The organism is Streptomyces atriruber, from assembly GCF_001418325.1.
GTDB lineage: Bacteria > Actinomycetota > Actinomycetes > Streptomycetales > Streptomycetaceae > Streptomyces > Streptomyces atriruber.
Genome location: NZ_LIPN01000164.1, coordinates 15,184 through 41,595 on the forward strand (window position 1 = coordinate 15,184; position 26,412 = coordinate 41,595).

The following is a 26,412-nucleotide window of genomic DNA, read 5'->3' on the forward strand; positions in this document are numbered from 1 at the left end:
GGTTTCACTGTCGCCTCCCCTTTAGATCGGGGGACGAGCTGTCCATGTCAGAATTCCCATTCCGCTCCGGTTTCGTCAGTACCATCCGGCAGGCCACCCCGAAGACGAGACCCCACAAAGCCGCTCCGAGTCCCCACAAGGTGAGACCGGAAGCGGTGGTGAGAAATGCGACGATCGCGGGGGTTCGGCCGTCCGCGTCGGTGAACGCCGCCGACATGCTGCCGCCCAGGGCGCCCAGCAGGGCGACGCCCGCGGCCGCCGAGATCAGATCCTGCGGGAGCGCCGCGAACAGACCGGCGACGGTCGCCCCGAACAGGCCCACCACGACGTAGAACACCCCGCAGCTCAACCCCGCCACGTAGCGGCGGCCACGGTCCTCGTGGGCGTCCGGGCCCGCACAGATCGCCGCCGTGATCGCGCCGAGGTTGATCGCATGGGCCCCGAACGGCGCGAAGACAGCCGATGCCACCCCCGTGTCACGGACCAGCTGCCCCGAGGGCACCTCGTATCCCGCTTCCCTGAGCGCCCCCACCCCCGGCGCGTTCTGCGCCGACATGGTCACCAGGAACAGCGGGAGCGTGAGGCTCACCAACGCCTCTCCGGGCCACGCGGGCACCGTGAACACCGGGGCGGCGAGCGACAGACGGGTGCCGCCGAGGGACAGCGTGCCGGTGGCGCCCGCCACCGCGACGGCCGCCGCGAGCGGCGCCGCGATCGCATACCGAGGCGCCGCCCGCTGGCAGACCACGTACCCGGCGATCATCACCCCGGCCACGGCCGGACCGCTCTCCAGCGCTTGGAAGGCGTCCAAGCCGAACCGCAGCAGGATCCCGGCCAGTACGGCGGAGACGACGGCGCCCGGGATGCGCCGCATCAGCACGTCGAACCAGCCCGTCACCCCCACCAGCACGGTGAGCGCGGCGGCAGCCAGATACGCCCCGATCGCCGTCGCGTACGGGACGTCGGCCAGCTGCGTGACCAGCAGCGCCGCACCCGGGGTCGACCAGGCGGCGACGACGGGCACGCGGTACCGCAGGCTCAGCACGAACCCGGTCACACCGCTGCCCAGGGCGATCGCCCAGATCCACGAGGAGAGTTGGGCCTCGTCCAGATCGCCGGCGTGCGCGGCCTGGACGACGATGGTCAGGGGCCCCGCGAAGGAGACGACGACCGCGATGGCCCCGGCGACGACCGCGGAGACGGACGCGTCCTGCCACATCCGCCGCGCGCGGCCGCCGAGGGCCTCCGCCATCAGAGGATCTCGACGTTGGCGGCGGGCCGCAGCCGCCGCTGGCAGTCCAGGACGTGCCGGGCGCCGCGCAGCACCACGTCGTAGTCGAAGTCGTCGTGGGCGGTGAGCAGCACCACCGCGTCCGCGGCGGCCACCTCTTCCTCGGTGAGCTCGACCCTGCGCACGCGGGCGTCCAGCGGCACGGACTCGCGTACGTGCGGGTCCACCGCGTGCACCTGCGCGCCGGTGCGCAGCAACAGCTCGGCGACCTTGACCGCCGGCGACTCGCGGGCGTCACCGGTGTTGCGCTTGTAGGCAAGACCCAGCAGCAGCACGCGGGAGCCGTTCGCCGGGCGCTGGAGCTCGTTGAGGGCTTCGACCAGCCGCTGCACCACGTACTGCGGCATCTGGCTGTTGACGTCGTTGGCGAGGTCGACGAAGCGGAACCGGCGGCCCAGCTCGCGCTCGACCCGCCAGGAGAGATAGCGGGGGTCGACCGGCAGGCAGTGGCCGCCCACCCCGGGCCCCGGTGTGAACGGCATGAAGCCGAACGGCTTGGAGGAGGCCGCGTCGATCGCTTCCCAGACGTCCACGCCGAGTTCGCGCGCGATCACCGCCATCTCGTTGACGAGCGCGATGTTGACGTGCCGATAGGTGTTCTCCAGGAGCTTGGTCAGCTCGGCGGTCTTCGGGTCGCGCACCGGCACGGTCCGCTCGACCACCGTGTCGTAGAACTCCTCGGTGCGGCGCAGGGATTCCTCGTCCACGCCCGACACGATCTTCGGGGTGGTGCTCAGGGTCCAGCGCCGGTTTCCGGGGTCGATGCGTTCGGGGCTGTAGCCGAGGTGGAAGTCGGTGCCGGGGCACAGACCGCTCTCCTTCTGCAGCAGCGCGCCGAACACGTCCTCGGTGGTACCCGGGTACGTGGTGGACTCGAGGACGACCAGCGCACCCGGCCGCAGATGCTCGGCCAGCGTCAGCGCCGCCTCCTCGATGCAGCTCAGATCGGGGACGTCGTCGAGGAGCGGAGTCGGCACGGTGACCACGGCCACGTCGAATCCGGCGAGATCCGCCGCGTCGGTCGTGGGGCGGTAGGCCCCGGACTCCAGCGCCTTGGCCAGCCGCCGCTCGCCCACGTCCTCCACGTAGGAGTCGCCCGACCGGAGCCGGGCGATCCGTCCTTCGTCCACGTCGTAGCCGACGACCGTGTGGCCCGCCTCCACCGCCCCCACGGCCAGCGGCAGGCCCACGTACCCCTGGCCGACCACCGCCACGCGTCGGCCCGCACTCCGCGGGACGGCGTCCTTCTTCGTTGCGGACATCGTGTGCCCTTTCAGCCGTTGTGCACGAGCGCCAGGTTCGCGGCGACCAGCAGGACGACGCCCCAGCGGTGGATGGTGACGCCTTGTTTGCGGGCCGAGAGCACCTCGCCCGCGACGAGCCCGGCGTGCGCCTGCCGGGCGCGCAGACCCATCACGGGCAGCAGGAACGCGCAGAACCACCAGGGCACCGCGCCGACCGCCGCGGTGACGACGATCGCGCCGGTCTCGGCCAGCGAAAGTCCGGCGATGAAGCCCCGGTAGGCGCCGGGGGACACGCTCGTCGCCAGGTTGCGGCGGCCGGCCACCCGGTCGCCGTCCACGTCGTTGATGTTGGAGTAGACCGAGACCATGAGGCTCCACAGTCCGAACAGGAAGCACTCCAGCCATGCCGCCCCGGTCATCTCACCGTTCAGCAGGGCGAAGGGGATCAGCACGCACAGGCCGGTGCTCAGCCAGATGACCGCCTCCTGGCCGCCCCGGTAGCTGAGCTTGAGGCCGTAGGAGTACTGCACGCTGATGACCACCGAGAAGCCTGCCGCCGCCACCACCCACCAGGGGCGGTGGGGTGCGACCAGCGCGGTGAGCCCCCACAGGGCGCTGCCCCCGATGGCGCACCCCCAGCCGAAGCGCAGCGCCTGCCGCGTGGTGAGCGAGCCGTTGAGCAGTGGTTTGCGGTCGCGGGCCCGCAGCGCCTCCTTCGGGTCGTAGTTCCGGGCATCGCTGCCGTCCCGCACTCCGGTGACGTCGTCCAGTGCGACGGTGGCCGCCACGATCCCCACCCAGCCGAGGTCGAACAGCACCAGGACCCACCAGGTGCGCGGTTCGTCCCACATCGCGGCGGGCAGCAGCGCCAGGACCACGAAGACGCACAGGTAGTAGTCGAAGAACGACAGCTTCGCCAACTTCGCGTACGCGCCCGCCCGTTCCCGGATGCCCGGACGCGGCGGCGTCGAGATCGTCGCCGTCATCGCCCCTGCTCCGCTCCGCCCTTGCGGCCGACCGTGCTGATCAGCACCTGGCTCAGCCAGTGGTGGGACGGGTCGGCCATCTCGCCCAGGGCCTCGTCGATCCGGGCGTCGTCCAGGAGCCCTGCGCCCACGATGCGCGGGCGCATGAACTCCAGCCACAGCATGTAGTGCCGGGCCTGGTCGGAGCCGCCGCGCACCATCACGGCACGGCCCTCCGCCGTCGCCTCCAGTCCGGCGGCCAGGACCAGTTGGAGGTCGACGTGGCCTCCGCGCGGGTCGTGGCCCGAATCGCGCATCAGGCCGTATCCGGCGGCCCGTACGTCCTGGAGGAAGTCCTCCGACCCGGCGGAGCGGAACAGCGTGGAGGAGTCGGTGTCCTCCAGGAACAGCACTCCGCCGGGCCGCAGCGCGCGCACCATGCGGTCCACCGCGGCGGCCCGCTCGGGCAGGTGCTGGAGCACCATGCGGGAGTGCACGAGGTCGAAGGCCGCCTCGGGCAGATCCTCCTCGCGCAGATCGTGGCGTACGGCGTCCACCTGCGGCAGCGATGCCAGTGACGCCAGTCGATCGGTCTGGAGGTCGGTGGCGAGGACATGGCCGGCGGGGCCCACGCGGTCGGCGAGCCAGCGTGCCACGGAACCGGAACCGGCGCCGATCTCCAGGCAGCGCCAGCCCGGCCCCACACCCAGCGCGGCAAGCCGCTCCAGGGTGCCCGGGTCCCAGATCGCCTCATTGGTCCGAAGACGCTCGGTCTCCTTCTCCCAGACCGGGTCGAAGACGTACTCCCGCTGTGCCGGTGGGCTCGTCATGTTGATCTCCATAGGCTGCTCTCGCGTGCTCATGCGTAGAACTCGCAGATCGTGTCGGCTATGTACTCGACCTCGGTGTCGCTCAGGTGGGGCCAGATCGGGATGGCCAGGTTGTGGGTGGAGGCCAGCTCGGCGTTGGGCCAGCTGCCGCCCGGCGGGGCCCACGGCGCGAAGGCGGGCTGCCGGGGCAGCGGCACGGGGTAGTAGATGTGGCTGCCGATCTCGCGTTCCGCCAGGTAGGCACTCAGTTCCTTGCGGCGGTCGACGAGCAGCGAGTAGACGTAGTAGCAGCGGCCGTTGCGCCCCGCGGGCGGGGCCAGTGCTCCACGCTCGCGCAGGGGCTCGAAGCGCTCGGTGTAGTAGTCGGCGATCCGCGCACGGCGTTCCAGCCGGTCCGCGAAGCCGGGCAGCCGGTGCAGCTGGAAGGCGGCGAGCACCTCGTCGAACCGGTTGTTCTGACCGATCCGGTGGTGCAGGAAGCGGTGGACGCCGTCCTGCCCGTGGTTGCGCAGCATCCGTACGGTACGGGCCAGTTCCGGGTCGTCGGTGAGGACCATCCCGCCCTCGCCCGCCGTGCCGAACGCCTTGACCTGGAAGAAGGAGAACACCCCGAGGTCGCCCCAGCGCCCGGCCGGGCGGCCGTCGAGGACGGCACCCTGGGCGACCGCCGCGTCCTCGATCAGGGCGACACCGTGATCGCGGGCGATCGCTCCCAGCTGCTCCATGTCCGCCATGATCGAGAAGACATGGGCCGGCATGAGCGCCTTCGTGCGCTCGGTGATGAGTGCCTTCGTGGCATCGGGGTCCATGACCATCGTCCACGGGTCGACGTCGGCGAAGACCGGGGTGGCCCCCGTGTTCGCCACGGAACTGGCCACCGGCTGACAGCAGAAGGCGGGCACGATCACCTCGTCGCCCGGACCGATGCCCAGGGCGCGCACCGACAGCTCCAGTCCCCCGGTGCCGCTGGCGCAGGCGATGACGTGCTCCGCGCCGGTCATCTCGCGCAGCGCCTCTTCCAGTTCGGCGGTGCGCTCGCCGAGGATGAAGCGCTGCTCGGGGCCGGTTCCGAGCTCGTGCACCGCCAAGAGCAGCGCCTCGCGGTCCGCCTCGAAGAGATCGGGGGGAAAGAACGGCAGAGTTCTCATGATGCGGCCCCTGTGTAGAAGCGGCGGATGGCGTCGCACACCCGGTGCATGTCGTCGAGGGCGAGGTCGGGGTGGAAGGGCAGCGCGACGGTGCGCTCGCAGGCCGCCTCCGCGTTCGGGAAGTCGCCCCGGCGGTGGCCGAGTTCGGCGAAGCAGGGCTGGAGGTGCAGCGGGATCGGGTAGAAGACCTCGGTGCCGATGCCCTCCCGGGTGAGGTGCTCCACCAGGGCGTCGCGCCGCTCCACCTCGATCACGTACACGTAGAAGACCGGATCCGCCGAAACGCCCCGGTCGACCACCGTGGGCACCCGCAGCACGCCCGGCATGTCGCTCAGCAGCTCCGTGTACACCGCCGCCAGCTCCGTGCGGCGGTCGATCGCCGCATCGAGCCGGGGCAACTTGCCGAGCAGCACGGATGCCTGGATGTCGTCCATCTTGCTGTTGGTGCCCGAGGCGCCGGAGAGGTTGGAGATCCCGGCGATGTGGTCCACGGTGCGGCCCATCCGCCCGTGGTGGCGCAGGATCGCCACGCGCTCGGCGATGTCCGGGTCGTCCGTCAGGACGGCGCCCGCGTCGCCCAGTGCGCCCAGGGTCTTGGTGGGGAAGAACGACAGCACACCGGCATCGCCCAGCAGTCCGGCGTGCACGCCGTCGCGCCGCATGCCGATCGCCTCCGCGCTGTCCTCCACCACCTGCACGCCGTGCCGCTCCGCCAGGGAGCCGAGCGCGCCCATGTCGGCGAGCTGCCAGAACAGGTGCACCGGCATGATCGCCTTGGTGCGCGGGGTGATGACCGCCTCGACGGAGCGCGGGTCCAGCGAGTAGCTCTCCGGTTCGATGTCGGCGAACACCGGGGTGGCACGGGCCAGCGCCACCGAGGTGGCGGTGGCGGCGAAGCTGAAGGCCGGCACGACGACCTCGTCACCGGGGACGACGCCACAGGCTCGCAGCAGCAGGACCAGGGCGTCCGTTCCGCTGTTCACCGCCACCACGTGCCGCGCTCCGGTGTATTCGGCGAGCGCCTTTTCCAATGCCGCGACCTGCTGGCCGTGGGAGTACTTTCCACGGTCGAACATCTCGTTGAGGTGGCGGCTAATGTCCGGCCAACAGTCGCTGAAGGTGTCGGCCTGAGTGAAGAACGGAACCGGGCCTCCGATTTCTCGCTCCACGTTTCGATCGACGTTCCGGGCAGGGGAGATCACACAGTCCTCCGTGTAGCAGGCCGGAGATTTGGATGATGCGAAGCTAGGCCGGTCGCTTTACCCGTGGCAATGACAAACCCTTGCCGGGGCCGGGGGCAGGAACCCGGCAAGCATCAGCCATGCCGGACCGTCGACGGTGTCGAACCAGCAGTTCAGAAGGGGTCGGTGAAGGTCGACAACCGACTCCGCCAACGGGCCTTGGGGGGCGGGCGCTTGACAGGGACCTCCCCCTCACCGCAGCTTTTCCCAAGTGCCGCCGCATTGCCAGACACAAGTTCCTGAGTCCGATCAGCGGCTTACAGAGGATGTGCTTCCTTTGAAATTTCTTGGTGATCCCGGAGGACCAGAGAATCCGGCGGTTCCTCATCCGACGACTTTGACTCCCACCGATCACGAGGAAGTCGAAAGCGCCTGCCCAGAGCGCATCGTGTACGGACCGTCCTCCCCGACGAAAGGCACCGCATGAGCGACGACGGCGTGCTGACCCGGTCGCTGGAAGCTGTCCAGGAGCGCATCGACACCGTCCTCACCCGGGAGAGCGCGCGCTGGACCGACGTGGATCCGCGCTGTGCCCCGTTCGTCGACAGCGTCACCGCCATCACCACCGCCAAGGGCAAGCTGCTGCGCCCCCGCTTCTGTCTCCTCGGCCACCTCGCCGCCGGGGGCGATCCCGCATGCGACAAGGCCGTCGACGCGGCCGCCGCACTGGAACTGCTGCACACCTTCGCCCTGTTGCGCGACGACGTGCTCGACGACTCACCGCTGCGCCGGGGCGCCGTCACCGCGCACGAACGGCACGCCAAGGAGCACCGGGCGCGCCTGCTGCGCGGCGAACCCCGGCGTTACGGGGAGGGCGTCGCCAACCTCGCCGCCGACCTCGCGCACGTCTACGCCGACCGGCTCGCCCATGCTCTGCCCGCACAGGCCCAGGCGGTGTGGGACGAGACGCGGATCGAGGTCACCGTCGGCCAGTACCTCGACATCGCGATCGCCGCCGAGGGCGTGGCCGATCCCGAGCTCTCACGCTGGATCGCGGTCTGCAAGTCCGGCCGGTACACCATCCAGCGCCCCCTGCAACTCGGCTCCGCCCTGGCGGGCAGGCCCGATCTCGCCGGTGTCTTCGAGGGATACGGTCTGCCGCTGGGCGAGGCGTTCCAGCTCCGGGACGACCTCATCGACACCTTCGGCGACGCCGAGGACACCGGCAAGCCCGCGGGGCTCGACCTCGACCGGTTCAAGATGAGCTACCTGCTCAGTCTCGCCGTACGCCGGGACGACCGGATCCGGGAACTCGCCGCCACCCCCGCCGCCCCCGACAGCGCGGCCAGGATGCGCGAACTGCTCGTCACGACCGGCGTGGCCGACGAGGTCGAACAGCGCATCGCGGACCTCGTGGACCAGGCGCGCGAGGCGGTGGCCGATGTGCCCCTGGTGCCGCGGTGGCGAACCGAACTCATGGAACTCACCACCCGTGTGGCGTATCGCGACCGCTGAGCGGCACCGGAACCACGAAGCCGTGCCTGAACCAGAAGCCAGACCTGAATCACCGAAAGGAACCGCACCGGCATGGACCGAACACTGATCATCGGGCTCGGGCGGGCGGGCCTCGGACTGCACTGGGCGGTCCTGCGCAAGCTGCGCGCCGCCGGGCGGCACGCGGATCTCTTCGACACCGCCCCCGTCCTGACGCTCGACCCGCCGGCCCCCGAAGCGCCCGCACGGGCCGAGGGGCTGCGTCCCGTCGCCTCGGTCGCCGAGGCCCGCACCCTGCTGGACCCCGAGCACACCGTCGTGCACCTGTGCACTCCGCCCATCGCCCGTCTCGGCCTGCTGCGGGAACTGGCCGCCGCGGGCTTCCGCCGGATCATCGTGGAGAAGCCCCTGGCGGTCGACCGTCAGTCCGTACGCGAGATCCTCGCCCTCGCCCGCAGCGAGCGGCTGCGCCTGGCGATCGTCGCTCCCTGGCTGGCCAGCGCGCTGACCGCACGGCTCGAACGCCTCGTGCAGGAGGGAGCCCTCGGCGAACTGCGCTCCATCGACATCCGGCAGAGCAAGCCACGCATGAGCCGCACGCTGACCAACGGCGGCCACCCCACCGCGTTCGACGTGGAGCCCCCGCACTCCCTCGGGGTCTGTCTGCGGCTCGCCGGGGAGGCCGCGCTCGCCGCTGCCGAGCTGACCGACATGCGGATCGGTGACACCACCATCCCCGGCATGGGCCGCGCCGAGCTGGTTTTCCGGCACGAGGAGGCGACCAGCCGGATCGTCTCCGACCTCACCGCCCCGGTCCGCGAGCGCCGCGTCCAGTTGGAGTTCACCGACGGCCGGGCCGTCGCGCACTATCCCAACGGCGAGGACGACCACTACGCCCAGCTGAGGTTCAGCCGCACCGGTCGCCCCGAGACCTGGGAGGTCTTTCCCGACGACGCGCTGTCCGCCTACTTCGTCGACACCTACCGCGCCCTGCGCGACGGCACCGACCTGGAGCCCCAACTGCGTCTGGGCGCACGCGTGGTGGAACTTCTCGCCGACGCCAAGGACGCGACTCGGCGGCTCGGCTCGACCGATGCCCACTCCCCCGCCGGGTCCGGTCGGCGGCAGGTGAGCCATGCGGGATGACACGGGATCGCAGGGCGGCGCGGGCCCCCGGCGCGACACAGAACTCCGGCCCGCCGCCGGAGAGCCACACCTCTGCCCACCCCCCGGAATCCGCTTCGCGGGCATCGGCGACGAGGCCGCCCCCGACCTCGCCGGTCAGATCCGCGCCCATCAGCTCCTCGGCTGGTCGGCGATCGAGTTGCGCGACATCGACGGCACCGCCGTCGCCGACCTCGACGAGGCCGCGTTCGACCACGTCGTCACGGCCCTGCACGAGGCGCGCCTCGACGTGGTGTGCGTCAACTCCCGCATCGCCAACTGGGCGCGCCCCATCACCGGCGACTTCGAGCTCGACTACGGCGAGTTGGAGCGCCTCGCCCCGATGTGCGCCGCGCTCGGCACCCGTCACATCCGTGTGATGTCGTACCCGAACGACCCCGGCGCGCCGCTCGACGAGCCGGAGTGGGCCCGCCGGACGATCTCCCGCATGACGCGCCTGGCCCAGCAGGCCGAGGACGCCGGGCTCGTCCTGCTGCACGAGAACTGCGCGGGGTGGGCCGGTGCCGACCCGGCCCGCACGTTGCGGCTGCTGGCAGAGGTCGACAGCCCGGCGTTGCGGCTGCTGTTCGACACCGGCAACGGTGTGGCGTACGGCTACGAGGCGTACGACCTGCTCACGGAACTCGTCACGTGGGTCGACCACGTGCAGGTCAAGGACGCGCGGGCCGAGGCGGGCGATGCGGTCTACACCCTTCCGGGGGAAGGGAGTTGCCGGGTCGCGGACTGTCTGGACCTCCTTCTCGACCACGGCCACGCCGGCACCTGGACCATCGAACCCCACCGCGCGGTCCGCCCCCACGAGGGCCGGACCGACGCGGGCAGCAACGGCATCGACGAGTTCGTGCGGTACGGCCGCGCGCTGGAACGCCTGGCCACGCGGCTGCCCGCCGCCACGGCCACGCACCGGGAGGCCGTCCGATGACGAAACTGACCCGCACCGAACGCGACCTGCTGCTGCGGCTCCTCGAACTCCCCACCGTGAGCATGCTGGAGAGCGACGACGAGCCCCGGCTGCGGGATGCCCAGCAGGCCTACGCGGACGCCGCACGTCACCTCGGTTTCGACGTCGTGCACCACGCCGCCGCCGAAGCGGCCGAGCTGACGGACGACCAGGTGCCGCTCGCCGTGCGCCGGGCCGTCGAGGACAACCCCGGTTTCCTGGCCGCGCAGCCCTCCCTGGTCCTCGCGCTCGGCCCCGAACTCCCGCGGGCGGACACGGTGATGTTCAACGTGCACCTGGACACCGTCGCGGGTCTCGAACCGGTCGGGTTCGACGGGGAGCGCTTCACCGGGCGCGGCGCGATCGACGCCAAGGGCCCCGCCGTGGCGCTGCTGGCCGGGATTCGGGCGGCACTCGACGCCGCTCCCGACCGGCTCGCCGGTACCCGCGTGCTCATCCAGGCGGTGTCCGGCGAAGAGGGCGGCGCCATGGGCGTGTTCGGCACCCGCCCGCTGCTCCGCCGTGGCTGGTACGGCAGGCTCAATCTGTTCTGCGAGCCCACCGGCATGCGGCTGCTGTCGCGTTCCACGGCCGCGATGACCGCCTGTGTCCGGGTCGACGGGGACGACGCCATCGACGACCGCCCCGCCGCCGGGCACAACGCCACCGTCCTGCTCGGCCACCTCGCGCAACACCTCGCCACCCGGCTCCCGGAGCACGCGGCGGGCGGCCAGGTCTGTGTCGCGGGACTGCACACCGGGCACCTCCACAACCGGGTGTACGGGACCGGCCGGCTGCTGCTCAACTGCTCCTACCCCGACTCCGACACCGGCCGGGCGCTGGCCGACCGGCTGGAGCGGGACGTGGCCGACGGCATAAGGGAGTTCAGCGACTCCCACCGGACCCACCCGGTCCTGGCCCGCACCGCGGCGGACGCAGCGGCGATCACCCGTGTCGAGTGGCACAAGCGCGGTCTGCCCGCGCTCCGGGCCACCGAGGACCCCTGGGCCCTCGACCTGCTGACACCGGAGGGCGAGGCGGCCCGATGGCCCGCCGACGAACCCGCGTTCACCTGCGACGCCATCTGGATGGCGGGCCTGCCCGGTGCCCATACCGCCGTCCTCGGCCCCGGCGACCTCGACCGCAACCACGCGCACGCGGCGGGGGAGTACGCCGACCTGTCCGATCTCGAAGCCTTCGCCGGGGCGGTGAGCGGCATCCTCGTCCGCTTCGCCGCCCGGGAGCACGCCACCACAGGAGGAATGCGACAGTGACCCAGTCGACCGATGCCGCGCCGCACGGCGGGGTGACCATCCCGCACGACGCCCTCGTGGCCTTCACCACCGAGGTCTTCACCGGCCGCGGGGTACCGGAGGGCCGGGCCCGCACCGCCGCGGAGGCCCTCGTCCACGGCGATCTCACCGGACTCATCTCGCACGGCCTGGCCAACCTCACCCGGCTGTACCTGCCCGCCCTCGACGCGGGCCGCATCGACGCCACCGCGGAGCCGGAGAAGATCACCGACACCGGTGCCGCCGTCCTCCTCGACGGACGCCGGTCCCTCGGCCTGTGGGCGGCGTCGGAGGCACTGGAGCTGGCCGCCGACCGTGCGGCACAGACCGGCATCGCCCTGGTCACCATGCGCGACGCCACCCACTTCGGCTGCGCGGGACACCACACCGCCCGGATCGCCCGGCGTGGCATGGTGGCCTTCCTCGCCTCCAACTGCGGCCGCCAGCGCATCGCGCGCCCGCCGGGCGGCCGGGCCGCGATGCTGGGCACCAACCCGTTCAGCATCGCCGCGCCCGCCGGCGACCGCCCGCCGTACGTCCTCGACATGAGCACCACCGTGGTGCCGACGGGCAAGGTGCGGGCCGCCGCCCGCGCCGGGGAGCCGATACCGGAGGGCTGGCTGGAGGACGCCGAGGGGCGTCCGGTGACCGACCCCCATGCGCTCGACGCGGGCGAGGGCTTCCTGCGCTGGCTCGGCGGTGATCCGGCCACCGGCGCCTACAAGGGGTACGGGCTGGGGCTGATGGTCGAGGTGCTCGCCGCGCTGGTGCCCGGCGCCGGGCTCGGCCCCGCTCCGGAGGCCCTGAACGGCGACGGACAGCCCTCCGGGCGCGACGACGACATCGGTCTCACCGCCCTCGTCGTGGCACCCGGCGCGCTCCGCCCCGGCCCGGACTTCGGCGCCGATGCCGACAGTCTCTTCGGAGCGCTCCTGAACTGCCCGCCCCTCGATCCCGCCCGACCGGTGAGCTATCCCGGACGGCCCGAGGAGCTGACCGCGGAGCACCGCAGGAGGCACGGCGTACCGCTGTCCGCCCAGTGCCACGCCGAGCTCACCGCGCTCGCCGCCGAACAGAGCCTCGGTTTTCCCGAACCGGTCGTGGCGCAGGACGCTCTTCCCTCGGCGGGTGTGCGATGACCCCCCGCCCGGAAGTCCGGACCCGCGTCGGCCTCATCGGCCTGGGTGTCATCTCCAAGTTCTACGTCGCCGGCTTCGACCGGCTGCCCGGCCTCGACCTCGCCGCCGTGTGCGATCTGCGGCCCGACGCGCTGGAGCCGTTCCAGGACGTCGCCAAGTGCTACACGGGCCACGCCGAGCTCCTCGCCGACGCCGACGTGGACGCGGTCGTCGTGAACGTCCCCAACGACGCGCACGCCACCGTGTGCCGGGACGCCCTCGCCGCGGGGGTCGCGGTCTGTGTGGAGAAGCCGCTCGCCATCCGGGTCGAGGACGGCCGGGCGCTCGCCGCACTGGCCCGGGAGAAGGACGTAACCCTCTTCACCTCCTTCCACCGCCGCTACAACTCCGCCGTGCTGCGCCTGCTCGACGACGTCTCGGCGGCCGACTCCCCCATCCGCTCGCTCACCGTCCGCTACCTCGAACGCATCGAGGAGCATGCGGGCAGCGACCGCTGGTACCTCGACGCCGAGCGCTGCGGCGGAGGCTGCGTGGCCGACAACGGCCCCAACGCCTTCGACGTCGTACGACTGTTCCTCGGTGACGTCGAGCTGGCCGCGGCCGACGTCGTCCGCGACGAGCTGGGCACCGACCGCCAGGCCTCGGTCGACCTGCGCTCGACGGCCGGAGTCACCGCCCGGGTCGAACTCGACTGGGCGTACGAGGGCGAGGTGAAGGACGTCGCCGTCGAGCTCCGGGACGGCACCCGGCTGTACGCCGACATGCTCGACGGGCACCCCGAGTTCAAGGGTTCGCTCTGGCACGAGTACGTCGGCGTGCTCACCGACTTCGACGCACGCCTGCGGGGTGGGCAGGAAGCCTCCCGCGACGGCCTCGCCGCGCTCGAACTCGTCGACGCCGTCTACCGCGCGGAAGGAGCCACCCGGTGAACCCGGCCGAGGACGGCGGCAAACGCACCGTGCACGCCACGGTGGTGAAGGTGCTGACCCACCGCCGTGACGATCGGGGCATGCGCCTGGAGGAGTTCACCAGCCGCTGCGTCCGCACCGGAGAGGTGCACGAGCTGGTCACCACCGACCAGGCCGGCGATCCGCCCGGATCCCGCATCGACCGGGTCGGCTTCCTCGGCTTCGCCGAGATCCAGCGGGCCGGGGTGCTCGACCGCGGCGACGAGGTGTGGGTCGACGGCCGCCTCGTGGGCACCGTGCTCGGCTTCGACTCCTGCCACTTCCCCAACCACTACAACGTGCTCATCGCCGTCGACGACCTGGTCACGGGTCCCGACCTGGAACTGCGGCCGGAAACACCGCTGCTCTTCCGTCAGGTCCCGTCGGAAGCCCAAGAATCCGGAAGCAGAAGGGTGCAAGTCGCATGAATTCCGTCACCTTCGACGTGACTCCTCCGCACGCCCCCGGCACGACCTGGCGGCTCGACGCGGAGCTGTTCCTGCCACCCGGCAAGGCACCCGACACCGTACAGCTGCTGCTGCCGGGGCTCACCTACGACCGCCGCTACTGGACCGCTCCGGGGGCCCTCGACTACACCCGGCACGCGGTCGGCGAGGGTTACGCCGTCCTCGCCCTCGACCGCCCCGGCACCGGCGCGAGCGAGCACCCAGCCGCCGAACAGGTCACGGTGGAGAGCAACGTCGAGGCCGTGCACCAGGTGGTGGCCGCCCTGCGCCGGGGCGCTCCCGGACTGCCCGCCTTTCGCCGGGTGATCGCCGTCGGACACTCCTTGGGCTCCGGCATCGCCCTGATCGAGGCGGCCCGCCATCGCGATCTGGACGCCTTGGTGATCACCGGACTGCTGCACGCGGTCGGCCCGCTCTACCCGGAGGCGATGCCCGCCCTGTACCCGGCGACCGAGGACCCGTTGCTCGCCCCGACGAACCCGCCGGAGAACTACCTGACCACCCGCCCCGGCCGACGCGCCGCCCTGTACGAGCACCCGCCCGGCATCGACCCCGGTGTGTCCGCCTGGCACGAGGACACCAAGTCGACGGTGACCGCCGGGGAGGGCTTCACCCTGGATGCCATCTACCAGCCGGAGGTGGCCGCCGAGGTGCGGGTGCCCGTCCTGCTGGTCGTCGGCCAGGAGGACCGGCTCTTCGGCGGCGGGGACGCCTCCACCGAGGACGCCGCGTCCGTGGTCGCGTACGAGCGGAAGTTCTACACCGGCGCCACCGACCTGGAGGCGTTCGTCGTCCCGGACGCCGCCCACTCCCTCAACGTCCACCGCACCGCGCCGCGTTGGTATGCCGCCGCGCACGAGTGGCTCGACCGCCGCTGCCCCGCCCGTGAGCGCTGAGCCGAGAGGAGGCGACAGGACATGACCGACCGCAGCACCCGTCCGCAGGACGGCGGCCACGCCGTCGTCCTCGGCGGCAGCCTCGCCGGACTCTGCACGGCGGCCGCACTGGCCCCGCACATGGAGCGGGTCACGCTCGTGGAGCGTGACCGCTACCCGGACGAACCGGCCTGGCGCCGCGGCGTGCCCCAGGCCCGCCACACCCACAACCTGCTGGGCGCCGGCCAGCGCTCCCTCGAAGAGCTCTTCCCCGGCCTGCTCGACGAACTGCGCGACCTGGGCATGGTCGAGGTCCGCATGCCGCAGGACATGCTTCTCATGGTGCCGGGCGGCTGGGTGGACCGCTTCGAGGGCCCGCACATGGTCCTGTCCGGCTCACGCGACCTCCTCGACTGGGCCGTCCGCCGTCGGCTGCGGCAACTGCCCACCGTGGAGGTCCTGGAGGAGACGGAGGCCGTCGGTCTCGTCGCCGGACAGGGCGACACGGTCCGCGGCGTACTGCTCCGCGACCGGCGCCCCGAGGCGCGCGCCGGTGGGAACCAACCGTACGAGCAGGCGGCCGACCTGGTCGTGGACACCACCGGTCGCGGCTCCCGGGCCCCGGCCTGGCTCAAGGAGCTCGGCTACGGCACGCCCGAGGAGAGCGTCGTCGACGCCGGCTGCGCCTACTCCACCTGCATCCTGGAACCCGCTCCGGAGCACACCGCCGACTGGAAGTGCATCCTGCTCCAGTCCACACCCGAGGAGCCCCGCTCGGGCATCCTCAACCCCATCGAGAACGGCCGCTGGATGGTCTCGGTGGCCGGGCTCGGCGGCGAGCGCCCGCCGCTCGACCACGCGGGCTTCGTCGACTTCGCCAAAGGACTGCGCAGCACCGCCCTGTACGACGCGATCCGCGACGCGAAGCCCCTCGGCGACGTGTACGGCTCGGGTCGTACGGAGAACCGCTGGCGCCACTTCGAGCGGCTGACGCGCTGGCCCGACCGCTTCCTCGTGCTCGGCGACGCCGTCGGCGCCTTCAACCCGGCCTACGGACAGGGCATCTCCGTCGCAGGCATGAGTGCGCTGGTGCTGCGCCGGGCCCTGGAGCGGACCGCGGCCTCGGGCACCCACCGGATCCAGAACGGTCTGACCGCTGCCCTGCGGGGGCCGATCGCCGATTGTGTGGAGGCCGCCTGGATGCTGTCGGGCAATGCCGACCTGGCGTATCCGGGAGCCTCCGACGGTCCGCTGCCGCTCGCCGCACGGCTGGGCAAGCGGTATACCGACCGGCTGTTGAAGGTGGCGACCACCGACCGGACGGCGGCCCTGGCCCTGCTCGACATGACCCACCTGCTGGCCCCGCCCCAGGCCGTGTTCAGGCCGAGGGTGCTGGCCTCGGTCCTGCGCGGCCCGCGGAACCCGCCTTCACCGACCGCCCCGCCGCCCGCTCCGACCCGAACCGGCCCGCCCACCCGAGGAGAGCCCATGCCCGCCGAGCCCATGACCACCGAGTCCGAACGCATGGTGAAGGTCTACCGCAAGCGGGCCAAACGCTATGACCTGACCTCCAACCGGCTCTACCTCATAGGCCAGCGCACGATGGCCTACAAGCACCTGGCTCTGGAGCAGCTCGCGCTGCGCCCGGGCGACACGGTCGTCGACGCGGGCTGTGGCACCGGCCACAACCTGCCGCTGCTCGCCGAGGCCGTGGGGCCGACCGGCCGGGTGATCGGCGTGGACCTCACCGACGCCATGCTGGAACAGGCGGAGGACCGGGTGCGGCGCGCGGGCCTCTCCCAAGTCTCCCTGGTCCAGGCCGACCTGACGACGTGGGAGTATCCGGAGAACGTCCGTGGGATCACCGCCTGCTTCTCGCTGACGCTCATCAGCGAGTACGCCAAGGTGGTCGAGCGCGGCTACGAGGCGCTCGCGCCCGGCGGGCGCTGGGTGGTCCTCGACTACCGGCTGCCGGGCTGGTGGCCGGACCGGCTCATCCCCGCGCTGGGCCCGATGATCGCCCCGTTCGGCGGCGACACCAGCATGGTCCAGCGCCACCCGTGGGAGCCGATCCAGGAGGGCGCCGCCCGTCACCGCGTGCTGACCCGGTACGGCGGATGGGTGTACGTCGCGGTCGGGGAGGCCGCGGGGCGGTAGGACCCGATCCGCCCGAAGCGCGGATCTCGGCGCATTTCCACCCACAGCGACAGTCGATCACAGTCAGTGATCACCGCATCGAACTGGACGAATGATCCCCCGCCCGGAAGGCGGTCACCTGGATGCATATGCACACCTGAACGCAGTACGTCACACGGACCCCACACGAAACGTTGCGCCGCCGGACCGTGCGGAGCCCGGTCGGCGCAACGTCCGAGTGCCCCGGTCGGCCGGTTCGATCACGGATGGCGACGTTCGGTTACCGCATGGCCGAAACCTGTAGCCAAACAACCGAACAATCTTGGAATCTCTGGTCATGCGCCCCGACAGGCACTTAAGTACCTGTCGGGCACTCGCTGACGGCCAAAAGCGAAAGCCGTCGGCCGGGTTGCGCGTCGGCGGCCGTCCCCCCACGTCCCAACTGTCACGAGGGTCCTACTGCCTATGCCCGCCAGTGCACACCGGTCGGTGTCGTGCTCACACCACCCGGTGAGCCGCAGCGCTCACGGCAGCGGCCCGTGCCCGGTCCGGCCGGGGTGGCTCTGATGGAGGGTTCGAACCCGGCCGGTGGGGTGGGCCCGGCCGGCCGGGACACAGATCTCCATGCGGCGGTGCAGGACATTCAGGCGGGCTACTGGATGCAGATGCGTCAGGTGCTGGCCCGCACGGGCACCTGGCCGCAGTGGACGTCCCGCACCCAGGTGCTGGGCGTCGTCGCGGCTCAGGCCAACGTCGTGGAGTTGTGGCTCAAAGAGGAACCGGAGAGCCTCTCCGCCCGCGTGATGTACGCCAGGGTCGCCACCGAACGGGTGCTGCAGGCCCACCGGAAGCAGTGGGCGCGTGACTACCGCAAGGCAGAGGACCTGGAAAAGCTGGTGACCCGGGCCCGGGAGGCGTGCCAGAAGGCGAGCGAGGGAAACCCCGACGACGCGGTCCCGTGGATCTGCCGCCTGGCCCTGGCCGAGGCGGACCGAACGGGAAACCACCCGGAACATCACATGGCTCCGCCGCCCCATGAGTACCTGCTGCCCGGCGGGCCTTGGGGCCTGCTGGGGGAAGTGCACCGACGGGATCCGTTCAACCGCGAGGCGTGGCACCGCATGTCCCAGGCGCTCCAGGCCCGTCCGGGGCCGGCGGGCCGCCAGGCGGTCGCGACAGACTTCGCCCGCTGGACGGTCTCCTTCGCACCGCCCGACTCGCCGCTGCTCCTGCTGCCCCTCTACGCCCGCGTGCAGGAGCACCGGGAACGACGGGACCACGGCGCCTCGGTCATGCTGAACCTCCTGTGGACCAGGGAGGACACCACCCGGGCCATCACGCAGGCCTTCGAGGGCTGGTTCCGGAAGGCCGAGCCTGCCACCAGTTCCCAGCTGGATCTGAACTACCTCGCATACGCCTTGGCGAGGGGCGGCTTCGCCCAGTGGGCCACCGAAGTGTTCGCCGCCATCGGCGACTTCGCCACTCCCGCCCCGTGGCACTACGACGCCCGCTACCCCGCGGAGCAGTGGCGGAGGGCCTTCGAGGAGGACCGTGTCGCCTGCCTGAGGTCCCACCCGAGACAAACGGGAGAGCGCCCCTGACCGACGATCCGGCCCCCGGGCAGGTTCCGCCACGTCCCCGGCGGGGCCGCCACACCCCGCCACCCGCCAACGCGGCCAGGCAGCCACCCCGCCTGCACCCCCACCTCAGCTTTCCTGTGCGGAGAACCCATGACTTCGATACGAACACCGCGCCAGCAGCAGAATCCGGTCGACCACGACGGTGAGGACGCACGCATCCTCCAGTCGCTGGGCTACACCCAGCAACTGCACCGCCGGATGGGCGCCTTCGGCAATTTCTCGGCCTCCCTGTCGGTCATCTCGATCATGTCGGGGACCTTGCTGCTGTTCGGCTACGGCCTGAACTCGGGAGGCCCCGCGGTGATCACGTGGGGGTGGCTCGCCGTCGGACCGCTCGTGTTGTGCCTGGCCGCGGCCCTGGCGGAGATCACATCGCGCTACCCCACGAGCGGCGGCCTGTACTACATGGCCCGCCAGCTCGGAGGCGAGCGGTGGAGCTGGTACACCGGCTGGCTCAACCTCCTGGGCCTGCTCGGCGGAATCGCCGCCCAGGACTTCGGCATCGCGACGTTCACCGCCGCGTGGCTGAACCTGCAGTTCGACTACACGGCGAGCTCGGGCTCCTTGCTGGTCATCTACGCGGTCGTCCTCGCGCTGCACGCGGTCCTGAACCTCTTCGGGACCCGGCTGATGAACATCCTGACGTCCGTCAGCGCGTGGTGGCACCTGGCAGGCGCCGTCGTCATCATCGGCTCCCTCGCGTTCGTGCCCTCCCACCACCAGTCGGCCGGCTTCGTCTTCTCCGAGTTCACCAACAACACCGGCTGGAGCGCGCCGGTGTACGTGGTCCTGCTCGGCATGCTGCTGCCGGTCTTCGCGCTGGCGGGCTACGACACCTCGGCCCACCTGAGCGAGGAGACCAACCACGCCTCCGTCGCCGCGGCCCGCGGGGTCTTCCGCTCGGTGGCGGTGTCCTGGATCGCCGGCGGCATCCTGCTGACGACGCTGCTGTTCGCCATCCAGGACTACGCGGGGACCCTGGGCAGCGAGACCGGTGTACCGGTGGCGCAGATCCTGCTGGACGCGCTCGGCATGGCGGCGGCCAAGGCCCTGCTGCTGGTGATCATCGTGGCCCAGTTCCTGTGCGGCTACACCGTGACCGCCAGCGCCAGCCGGATGATCTACGCCTTCTCCCGGGACGGCGCCCTGCCCGGATCCTCGCGCTGGAAGAAGGTCAGCCCCCGCACCGCCATCCCCGCCAACGCGGTCTGGCTCGCGGTCGCCGTGGCTTTCGTGCTCGCGCTGCCGTCGTTGTATTCCTCGACGGCGTTCGCGGCGGTGACCGCCATCTCGGTCGTGGGATTCACCTCGGCCTACGCCATCCCGGTGCTGCTGCGACTGCTCCACCGCGACCGATTCACCCCGGGCCCCTGGCACTTGGGCCGCTGGAGCCAGCCGATCGGCTGGGTGGCAGTGGTGTGGGCGGCCGCGGTCACGGTGCTGTTCCTGCTGCCGCAGAGCAGCCCGGTCACCACCACCACGTTCAACTACACTCCCGTTGCCGTGGTGGTGGCCTTCCTCATCGCCGCCCTGTGGCGGCGCTTCGGACGCGACTCGTACCACGTGCCGCACTCCAGCTCCCCCACCGAGGACAAGCAGTTCGAAGGCATCATCTGATGGCAGCGACACCGCATGCCGCACCTGCAACGACCACAACTACTCCCGGGAGTACGGTGACCGACCTCACGGAGTCCACCGAATCGGTACAGCAGCTCACCGTGGCCTGGCGCGGCCTGGTGCTCGACCGCGACGCGGACGCGGATGTGCGCGACCTCCCCGGCATCGCGGTTCGCTGGGCCGACTGCCGGTTCTCGTTCTACAACTGCATCACCCTGACCGACACAGGAGCAGGCGCCGAACTCCTCGCGCAGCGACTCGCCCAGGCGGCGGACATCATGCGCGCGAAGAAGCACCCGGGCTTCCTGTGGCTCTTCGAGGACCTCATCGAAGAGGAGGCGCGCCCCACGCTGGCCAAGGCGGCCGAGCAGGCCGGCCTGCAGTACGCCTTCCCCGGCCGGGGCATGGCCGGCGACCTGCTGCCCATCCCCGACCCGGTCCACCCCGACCTGACGTTCGTGCGGGTGAGCACCGACGAGCACTTGCGGGCCTACGCGGACCTCCAATCGAGCGCCTACGGCTTCCCGTTGGAGGAAGGCCGCGACGGCCTGGTCGGATCCGCGTACTGGAAGAGCGAGATGTACGCCTACCTCGCCATGCGAGGCGACGTTCCGGTGGCGTGCGCCGCAACGGTCGAAGCGGAAGGCCGTCTGTTCGTCGCCTTCGTCGCCACCGACCCGCAGTGGCAGCGCAGGGGCTACGGCGAGGCGGTCACGCGCAAGGCGCTCTACGAGGGCTCCCTCGCCACCGGGCTGACCCGGGCCACGCTGCACGCCACGGTCGCCGGGGCCCCCGTGTACCCGCGTATCGGCTTCACACCCAACTCCCCCGTCCACTTCTATGGCCTGCAGGACTGAGCGCCCGCCCCGAAGGAATTGAACATCCGCTTCACACGCCGTCCTTGTGCCCGTTCGCGGCGAGCAGCTGCTCCATGCTCTTGTGGGCGGGGGCGGCTTTCTCGTTGCTCTCGTCGTGGAAGAGCCGGAGGTACTGGATGAGGGCGCCCACGCACGTGTCGCGCTTGTCGTACTCCGCGTTGTCGACGAGCTGACAGTCCTTGGAGATCTCCCTCGTCCGCCCGTCCGGACCGGTGTACAGGGGATGCCAGATCAGTTTCACGTTCGGGTTCAGCCGCTGGACGCGTTGGAGCTCCGGGACTTCCAGCCGGATGAGGATGCTGTCGGGAGAGTAGGCCCGCACGAAGATGTGTACGGGGCCGGTGGCGAGGGACACGAAGGCCTTGGACAGGATGCTCCACATCGGCCCTGTCAGCTTCCAGTCCGGATGCATCTCCAGGACGTTGAGCACGCTGCCGATCCGGGTCCGCGCCAGCGGTGTGTGGCCCTGCTCGTACGCGTAGTCATTGACCTCGATGCCACCGGCCCACAGGGCCATGGTGGGCGTCTTGATCTCCAGATGCCGCGTCATCAGCTTGACGAACTCCTGGTACCACGTGTTCGTCGCACGGATCTCGCGCTGCTCCTGGCGGTCACTCGTCTTCGCCGCGGCCTCGTCGTTCAGCGCGCCCTGCGAGTCGACCCCGCCGAGCAGGAGTTGCCAGGCGTTGTCGGCATCGGCTTGGGGAATGCCCGCGGCCTTTGTCAGCTCCTGGTACGTCGCCCACTCGGGGTGCTCCGTAGGCCTCGTGGCGTAGTGCTCGTTCAGGGCACCCGCCTGACGCTGCACCCAGTGGGTGGCCGCCGCGTTCCCGGCGCGCCGCTGAAGCGCGGCCATACCGGTGAGGGGCACCCCACGCCCACCACCGGCCCGCGTCGTCGCCTGCGCCTCCGCGACTCTCCGTTGCTCGCGCATGCTCTCTCGTCCTTCTGGTCGATGTCACGGAGCCTAAAGAGGCAGGGGGTGAACGGACGAGGTACGAGGGGGCAGTTCTGAGGGCACGCGCGTCTCCCCGAGGAGGAGACCGGGATCGCACGCAATAAGTTCAGCGTCGTCGACGCTCATCCGGGATGCTGGTCGTCATGGATGAAGTCAAGATCGTCGTGGCCCATTCCGAGCGCGCGACCCTGCGCGTCGGCGACGTGTTCCTGAAGGTGGACACCGACCAGGCGCGCATCGACGCCGAGGTCGAGGCGATGGCCACCGTGCCCGTCCCGACCCCGGAGATCCTGTGGCTCAAGCCGCCCGTGATCGCGATCGCCGCGGTTCCGGGGGCGACGCTCGGCCGCCTCGGCGAGCCGTCGACCGCGTCACCGGCGGCGTGGGCCTCGGCGGGCGCGGCCATCCGGAAGTTGCACGACGCGCCGCTGCCGGTCCGGGTCGGCCGGGCCGGGCGGGGGCTCGACGAGTTGAGGGCGGAACTCGACGGCGAGTGCGAGTCACTCGTGGCGAAGGGGCTCCTGCCCGCCGACCTGGTCACCCGCAACCGCCAGGTCGCCGAGGCCGCACTCCGGCCCTGGACCCCGGCGTTCACGCACGGCGACCTGCAGATCGCCCACGTGTTCGTCGACGGCGACAGTGACGAGGTCACCGGCATCATCGACTGGTCCGAGGCGGGCCGGGGCGACGCCCTGTACGACATCGCCACCTTCACGCTCGGCCACGAAGAGCACCTCGACGACGTCATCGCCGGGTACGGCGCCGATGTCGACCTCGACGTGATCCACGCATGGTGGTCGCTGCGCAGCCTGCTGGCAGTGCGCTGGCTGCTCGAGCACGGCTTCGACGCGTTCGCACCGGGCTGTGAGGTCGACGTACTCAAGTCCCGGATGTGAGGCGTCGGGGCCCGACTGCTGTGGCGAGGAGGCGGCCCGGACCGTCATGGCGTGGGCACGGTGGCACGGGGCTCTTCCCGTGACGCCTCGGCGGCCGACGCGAGTCGCTGCTGCATGCGCAGATGACGGAACTCGTAGTGCGCGCCGGACTGCCGTAGCACTCCCCTGCGGTGCGCCTCGTCGAGGAACGTCATGATCCGCCACGGCAGCCGCCTCGTCAGCGCCAGCCAGACACGGGCCACCGCCAGTTGTCCCCACGCGGTGAGCGCGAGTGCGGCGGTCCCCATCGGCACCCACATCTGTGCCGCGACGTGGTCGAGCCCGCCCCGCGCAGCGAACGCCCACGCCAGGACGACACACACCCCGCCCGTCATGACCGCCACCACCCCGGACCGGGACAGCGACGCCATGCGGTCCGTGCGCAGCGTGACTTGCGGATTGGCCGCCCGGATGAGATCGGACGGAGTGCTGAGCGCACGGTAGAGACCGGAAGCAGGGCCGCCGATCAGTGCGATCAGGACTCCGCCCATGGCACCGGGGAGAAGGAAACCCTTGAGCGGGTGCCGGGCGGCGCTCTGTGCGAGCCAGGTCCGGGACCGCTCGGGTAGCTCCGGCAGCATGTTCACCGCGTCGGCCACGATGTGGCCGTCGACGAGTATGCGCAGGTCGCCCTGGGCGACGCGGAAGGTCACCGGTGCGTCGAACGACTCGCACTTCTGGCCACAGCTCGGCGGGCGGCTGCCGTGCGGATATGCCGTGGGCCGGGCGTCCTCGTGCGGGTACACCAGGATGACGGCGATCTCCGTCGAGGACTCGACGGTGCGCACTCCGTCTGGTGCTTCCCGGTGCGACCAGTTCCCGAGCCTCGTGCCGTTCAGGTCGGGCGCCCTCGATGTCTCCACCGCGGAGAACGCGCAGGCGACGGCGCCCACCGTCCCGCCCGCCGCCACTCCGACGAGCAGGCACACAGCCCAGCCGTGTACAAGCCCGGTCACGAAACGTCGGGCGATGCGGCCCTCACTGGCATGGGAAACGCCCGTCCGCGCCCCCTGGCGCCCCGCTGCCGCCCACAGGCACAGGGCCGCGGTGAAGCACAGGGCGCCGGCCACCGTCGGCCACGTGCCGATGCCCTGCCCGAGCAGCCACGGCTTGACGACGACGAGCCCGGCCAGGGCGAGCACGCCGCTCCCGGCCCGTGCCGCGAGCCGACCGGCAGGACTGCCCGCCCAGGGCAGCCCGAGCGGCACCGCATGACGGGCCAGCCCCGCGACCCCGAAGTACAGGGCGATCAGTACGCCGAAGACCGCGCCCCCGAACAACTCGGCCACCCAGCCGTCCGTGACCGTGCCGAACTCCAGCCCGAACTGCACGGAGCCTCCGTTGAGGCCGTACCCGAGGGTGGCCACGGCGGCCGTCGCCATGCAGACCGTGAGCTGCCGGGGCAGGGCCGTGCGCCCTTCGCGACGCGCCACCGACACGGGCAGGAGCAGGGCCAGCCCACCGGCGAATCCGACCAGGTTGCCGACCAGATTGGCGGCCAGCGACGGCTTGTCGTCGAAGACGAAGACTTCGCCTCCGACGCTGGAGAGCAGGATGGGGGCAGCCAGGACGAACGTGATCGCCTGCGCGAGCAGGGCGGGCGCCGCCAGCCGCAGCACCCGCGGCACACAGAGATACAGCTCCCACCAGGCAAGCCGCTTGGAATCCCGCCGCTCCAACTCCAGGGCCAGCCACGCCAACCAGCGCCTGGCGTCCGCGGCGCGCCACCGGGAGTCGCCGCCTTCGCCGCCGAACGCCGCCGGCACGAACGCGTCGAGGAGATGCTCTTCGATCCCGGCCACCGTCCCGAAACGGGACTCGTCGAGGAGCTCTCGGGGATCGCGGGACACATCGCCGTACACCGTGCGGGCCAGGGCCACCATGAGCGGGTTGGTCAGGATCTGCCGGAGCGCGTCGGCCGCCAGGGGCCGTGAGTCCTCCCGCAGGGCTTCCAGCACCGGCGTCCACACCGTCGTGCGGCGATCACGGGGACCGGCCAACGGACGCGCGGTGCGCTCCAGATATGACGTCGCCTCGGCGAACTCCAGCGGCAGCAGTTCGAGCACCTCCGCGCCCGTGAGCACGTCGCTCCACGCGACCGTGGAGCGCCAGGACGTGGTCCGCGAGGTGACGAGCACCGGCATGCCGTCGTCCAGTTCGGCGTTGAGCCTGCGCATCGCGGTGCCGTACAACGCCGGGGGCAGTTCGTCGAAGCCGTCGAGCACAGGCGTGATCAGCCCCGCGTCGAGCAGCGCCCCGGCCAATGAGGTGCCGTCGGTAGTGGCGGCCAGGGGCCGGTACTCCGCCACGAGCCGCTCGCGGAGCCAGACGCGCAGCGGGGTGGTGCCCGGGTCCCAGGCCGCCAGCGGGAAGATCACGGGCACCGCCGCGCCGGACGTGCGCTGCTTCAGAAGATCGAGCGTGCAGCACACGGCGAGCACGCTCTTGCCCGAACCGGGGCTTCCGAGTACGACCATGCGCCTGGACGGCACCTCTTCGAAGGCCGTGGCGATCGATGCCAGACAGTTGCCGCCGGGCAGGTGCTCCGGCACCGGGCGATCACACCAGATGTTCCGCGTGTCGTCCGCGAGCAGCCTGTCGGCCCACCTCCAGCGGACGTTCAGCGGCTTCGGGTCCTGCAGCCGCCGCAGCCGCGCCTCCTGCGCCCATTGGACCCGTACCGCCTCGGCGAGCGCATCGGCGGTCTGCCGCAGCACAGCGCCGAGTTCCGGGGGCGTGTCCGTGCGACGCAGGACGTCCACGAGCAAGGCCACGACGGACACCATGACGCCGACCACGGACACGACGAACGCGGGTCCGTCGTACTGCGCTTCCGCACCGTGCTCTCCGCCGACCCGGCGGAGCGTGACGGCCAGCACGACCAGCGCCGCACAGGCGACGCCGACCCACAGCCTGCGTCGTGTCCAGATTCCCCGCCCCCGCATGCCGTCCCCTCCGTACCCCTCGCCCCGTGTGGAACCGAGCGTTTCAAGGAGCAAGCACCTGGCGGCGGGTCAGTGCACTTCTACAGCGGGGCGCTTAGTAGTGAACGGGGTGGCCTGTGTGTCGTCTGCGCGCCGGAGGTGTACGCCGTGCGTGCGCCGGACGGGCCGTGTGGTTCATTGCCGGGGCAGACTGACGGCGTCCTGGTCAGCCAGACGTTCGGCCGCCGACCCGCCGCAGACACGACATCATCCCCGCCCCCGCAGTGCCCCTGCCGATCGGCAGTCCCGCTCGTCACCGACCCATC

At 71.3% G+C, this 26,412-nt stretch carries 21 protein-coding genes; 13 read left to right on the forward strand and 8 right to left on the reverse strand.

Features of this window, described 5'->3' with window-relative positions; genetic code table 11:
* Window positions 1-4 precede the first annotated feature (4 nt).
* Genes AOK03_RS18100 through AOK03_RS18125 form a run of 6 tightly spaced genes read right to left on the reverse strand, consistent with a single transcriptional unit; the run spans window position 5 to window position 6,680 of the window.
* A complete protein-coding gene (locus AOK03_RS18100) occupies window positions 5-1,252 on the reverse strand; it encodes a benzoate/H(+) symporter BenE family transporter (protein ID WP_055566324.1) in 1,248 nt (415 codons plus the stop codon).
* Window positions 1,252-2,553, reverse strand: a complete 1,302-nt coding sequence (locus AOK03_RS18105) for a nucleotide sugar dehydrogenase (RefSeq protein WP_055566325.1) — start codon at window positions 2,551-2,553, stop codon at window positions 1,252-1,254. Before AOK03_RS18105 ends, AOK03_RS18100 begins: the two co-directional genes overlap by 1 nt.
* A gap of 11 nt (window positions 2,554-2,564) precedes the next feature.
* The gene (locus tag AOK03_RS18110; RefSeq protein WP_055566326.1) at window positions 2,565-3,521 is read right to left on the reverse strand and encodes a UbiA family prenyltransferase; all 957 of its coding nucleotides are present in this window, start codon (window positions 3,519-3,521) and stop codon (window positions 2,565-2,567) included.
* On the reverse strand, window positions 3,518-4,330 hold the full coding sequence (locus tag AOK03_RS18115; protein ID WP_107098029.1) for a class I SAM-dependent methyltransferase: 813 nt from the start codon (window positions 4,328-4,330) through the stop codon (window positions 3,518-3,520). Before AOK03_RS18115 ends, AOK03_RS18110 begins: the two co-directional genes overlap by 4 nt.
* A gap of 29 nt (window positions 4,331-4,359) precedes the next feature.
* On the reverse strand, window positions 4,360-5,478 hold the full coding sequence (locus AOK03_RS18120) for a DegT/DnrJ/EryC1/StrS family aminotransferase (RefSeq protein ID WP_055566328.1): 1,119 nt from the start codon (window positions 5,476-5,478) through the stop codon (window positions 4,360-4,362).
* A complete protein-coding gene (locus tag AOK03_RS18125; RefSeq protein ID WP_157868991.1) occupies window positions 5,475-6,680 on the reverse strand; it encodes an aminotransferase class I/II-fold pyridoxal phosphate-dependent enzyme in 1,206 nt (401 codons plus the stop codon). The genes AOK03_RS18120 and AOK03_RS18125 overlap by 4 nt, the downstream gene beginning before the upstream one ends.
* A gap of 462 nt (window positions 6,681-7,142) precedes the next feature.
* Here AOK03_RS18125 and AOK03_RS18130 point away from each other — a divergent pair, with 462 nt between their 5' ends.
* The 12 genes from AOK03_RS18130 to AOK03_RS18185 all read left to right on the forward strand — a co-directional run bounded on the left by AOK03_RS18130 (window position 7,143) and on the right by AOK03_RS18185 (window position 21,248).
* Window positions 7,143-8,174: a polyprenyl synthetase family protein gene (locus tag AOK03_RS18130; RefSeq protein WP_055566330.1), complete on the forward strand. Its 1,032-nt coding sequence runs from the start codon at window positions 7,143-7,145 to the stop codon at window positions 8,172-8,174.
* A 72-nt stretch (window positions 8,175-8,246) separates the two neighbouring features.
* A complete protein-coding gene (locus tag AOK03_RS18135) occupies window positions 8,247-9,299 on the forward strand; it encodes a Gfo/Idh/MocA family oxidoreductase (RefSeq protein ID WP_055566331.1) in 1,053 nt (350 codons plus the stop codon).
* Window positions 9,289-10,260, forward strand: a complete 972-nt coding sequence (locus AOK03_RS18140; protein ID WP_079074803.1) for a sugar phosphate isomerase/epimerase family protein — start codon at window positions 9,289-9,291, stop codon at window positions 10,258-10,260. The genes AOK03_RS18135 and AOK03_RS18140 overlap by 11 nt, the downstream gene beginning before the upstream one ends.
* Entirely contained in the window at window positions 10,257-11,552 is a 1,296-nt protein-coding gene (locus AOK03_RS41920) for a M20/M25/M40 family metallo-hydrolase (RefSeq protein ID WP_055566332.1), read from the forward strand. The genes AOK03_RS18140 and AOK03_RS41920 overlap by 4 nt, the downstream gene beginning before the upstream one ends.
* A complete protein-coding gene (locus AOK03_RS18150; RefSeq protein WP_055566333.1) occupies window positions 11,549-12,709 on the forward strand; it encodes an Ldh family oxidoreductase in 1,161 nt (386 codons plus the stop codon). The genes AOK03_RS41920 and AOK03_RS18150 overlap by 4 nt, the downstream gene beginning before the upstream one ends.
* Complete coding sequence (locus AOK03_RS18155; protein WP_055566334.1) at window positions 12,706-13,638, forward strand: Gfo/Idh/MocA family protein; 933 nt, start codon at window positions 12,706-12,708, stop codon at window positions 13,636-13,638. Before AOK03_RS18150 ends, AOK03_RS18155 begins: the two co-directional genes overlap by 4 nt.
* Window positions 13,635-14,084 carry a DUF6917 domain-containing protein gene (locus AOK03_RS18160; RefSeq protein WP_055566335.1) on the forward strand — a complete coding sequence of 150 codons (450 nt, stop codon included), beginning with the start codon at window positions 13,635-13,637 and terminating at the stop codon, window positions 14,082-14,084. The genes AOK03_RS18155 and AOK03_RS18160 overlap by 4 nt, the downstream gene beginning before the upstream one ends.
* Window positions 14,081-15,019 (forward strand): alpha/beta hydrolase, encoded by a 939-nt coding sequence (locus AOK03_RS18165; RefSeq protein WP_055566336.1) that lies wholly within the window; start codon window positions 14,081-14,083, stop codon window positions 15,017-15,019. The genes AOK03_RS18160 and AOK03_RS18165 overlap by 4 nt, the downstream gene beginning before the upstream one ends.
* Window positions 15,020-15,040: 21 nt before the next feature.
* Window positions 15,041-17,155: a methyltransferase domain-containing protein gene (locus tag AOK03_RS18170; RefSeq protein WP_055566337.1), complete on the forward strand. Its 2,115-nt coding sequence runs from the start codon at window positions 15,041-15,043 to the stop codon at window positions 17,153-17,155.
* A gap of 611 nt (window positions 17,156-17,766) precedes the next feature.
* On the forward strand, window positions 17,767-18,735 hold the full coding sequence (locus tag AOK03_RS18175; protein ID WP_244177652.1) for a hypothetical protein: 969 nt from the start codon (window positions 17,767-17,769) through the stop codon (window positions 18,733-18,735).
* 129 nt (window positions 18,736-18,864) lie between these two features.
* Window positions 18,865-20,391, forward strand: coding sequence for an amino acid permease (locus tag AOK03_RS18180; RefSeq protein WP_055566339.1), 1,527 nt, complete (start codon window positions 18,865-18,867; stop codon window positions 20,389-20,391).
* 56 nt (window positions 20,392-20,447) lie between these two features.
* Entirely contained in the window at window positions 20,448-21,248 is an 801-nt protein-coding gene (locus tag AOK03_RS18185; protein WP_055566340.1) for a GNAT family N-acetyltransferase, read from the forward strand.
* A 31-nt stretch (window positions 21,249-21,279) separates the two neighbouring features.
* Here AOK03_RS18185 and AOK03_RS18190 read toward each other — a convergent pair whose 3' ends face one another.
* On the reverse strand, window positions 21,280-22,203 hold the full coding sequence (locus AOK03_RS18190; RefSeq protein ID WP_157868992.1) for a hypothetical protein: 924 nt from the start codon (window positions 22,201-22,203) through the stop codon (window positions 21,280-21,282).
* A gap of 167 nt (window positions 22,204-22,370) precedes the next feature.
* On the opposite strand from AOK03_RS18190, the gene AOK03_RS18195 reads away from it, so the two are divergent.
* Window positions 22,371-23,123 carry a phosphotransferase family protein gene (locus AOK03_RS18195; RefSeq protein ID WP_055566418.1) on the forward strand — a complete coding sequence of 251 codons (753 nt, stop codon included), beginning with the start codon at window positions 22,371-22,373 and terminating at the stop codon, window positions 23,121-23,123.
* A 44-nt stretch (window positions 23,124-23,167) separates the two neighbouring features.
* Here AOK03_RS18195 and AOK03_RS18200 read toward each other — a convergent pair whose 3' ends face one another.
* Window positions 23,168-26,107 (reverse strand): NACHT domain-containing protein, encoded by a 2,940-nt coding sequence (locus tag AOK03_RS18200; RefSeq protein ID WP_055566342.1) that lies wholly within the window; start codon window positions 26,105-26,107, stop codon window positions 23,168-23,170.
* Window positions 26,108-26,412: the final 305 nt, after the last annotated feature.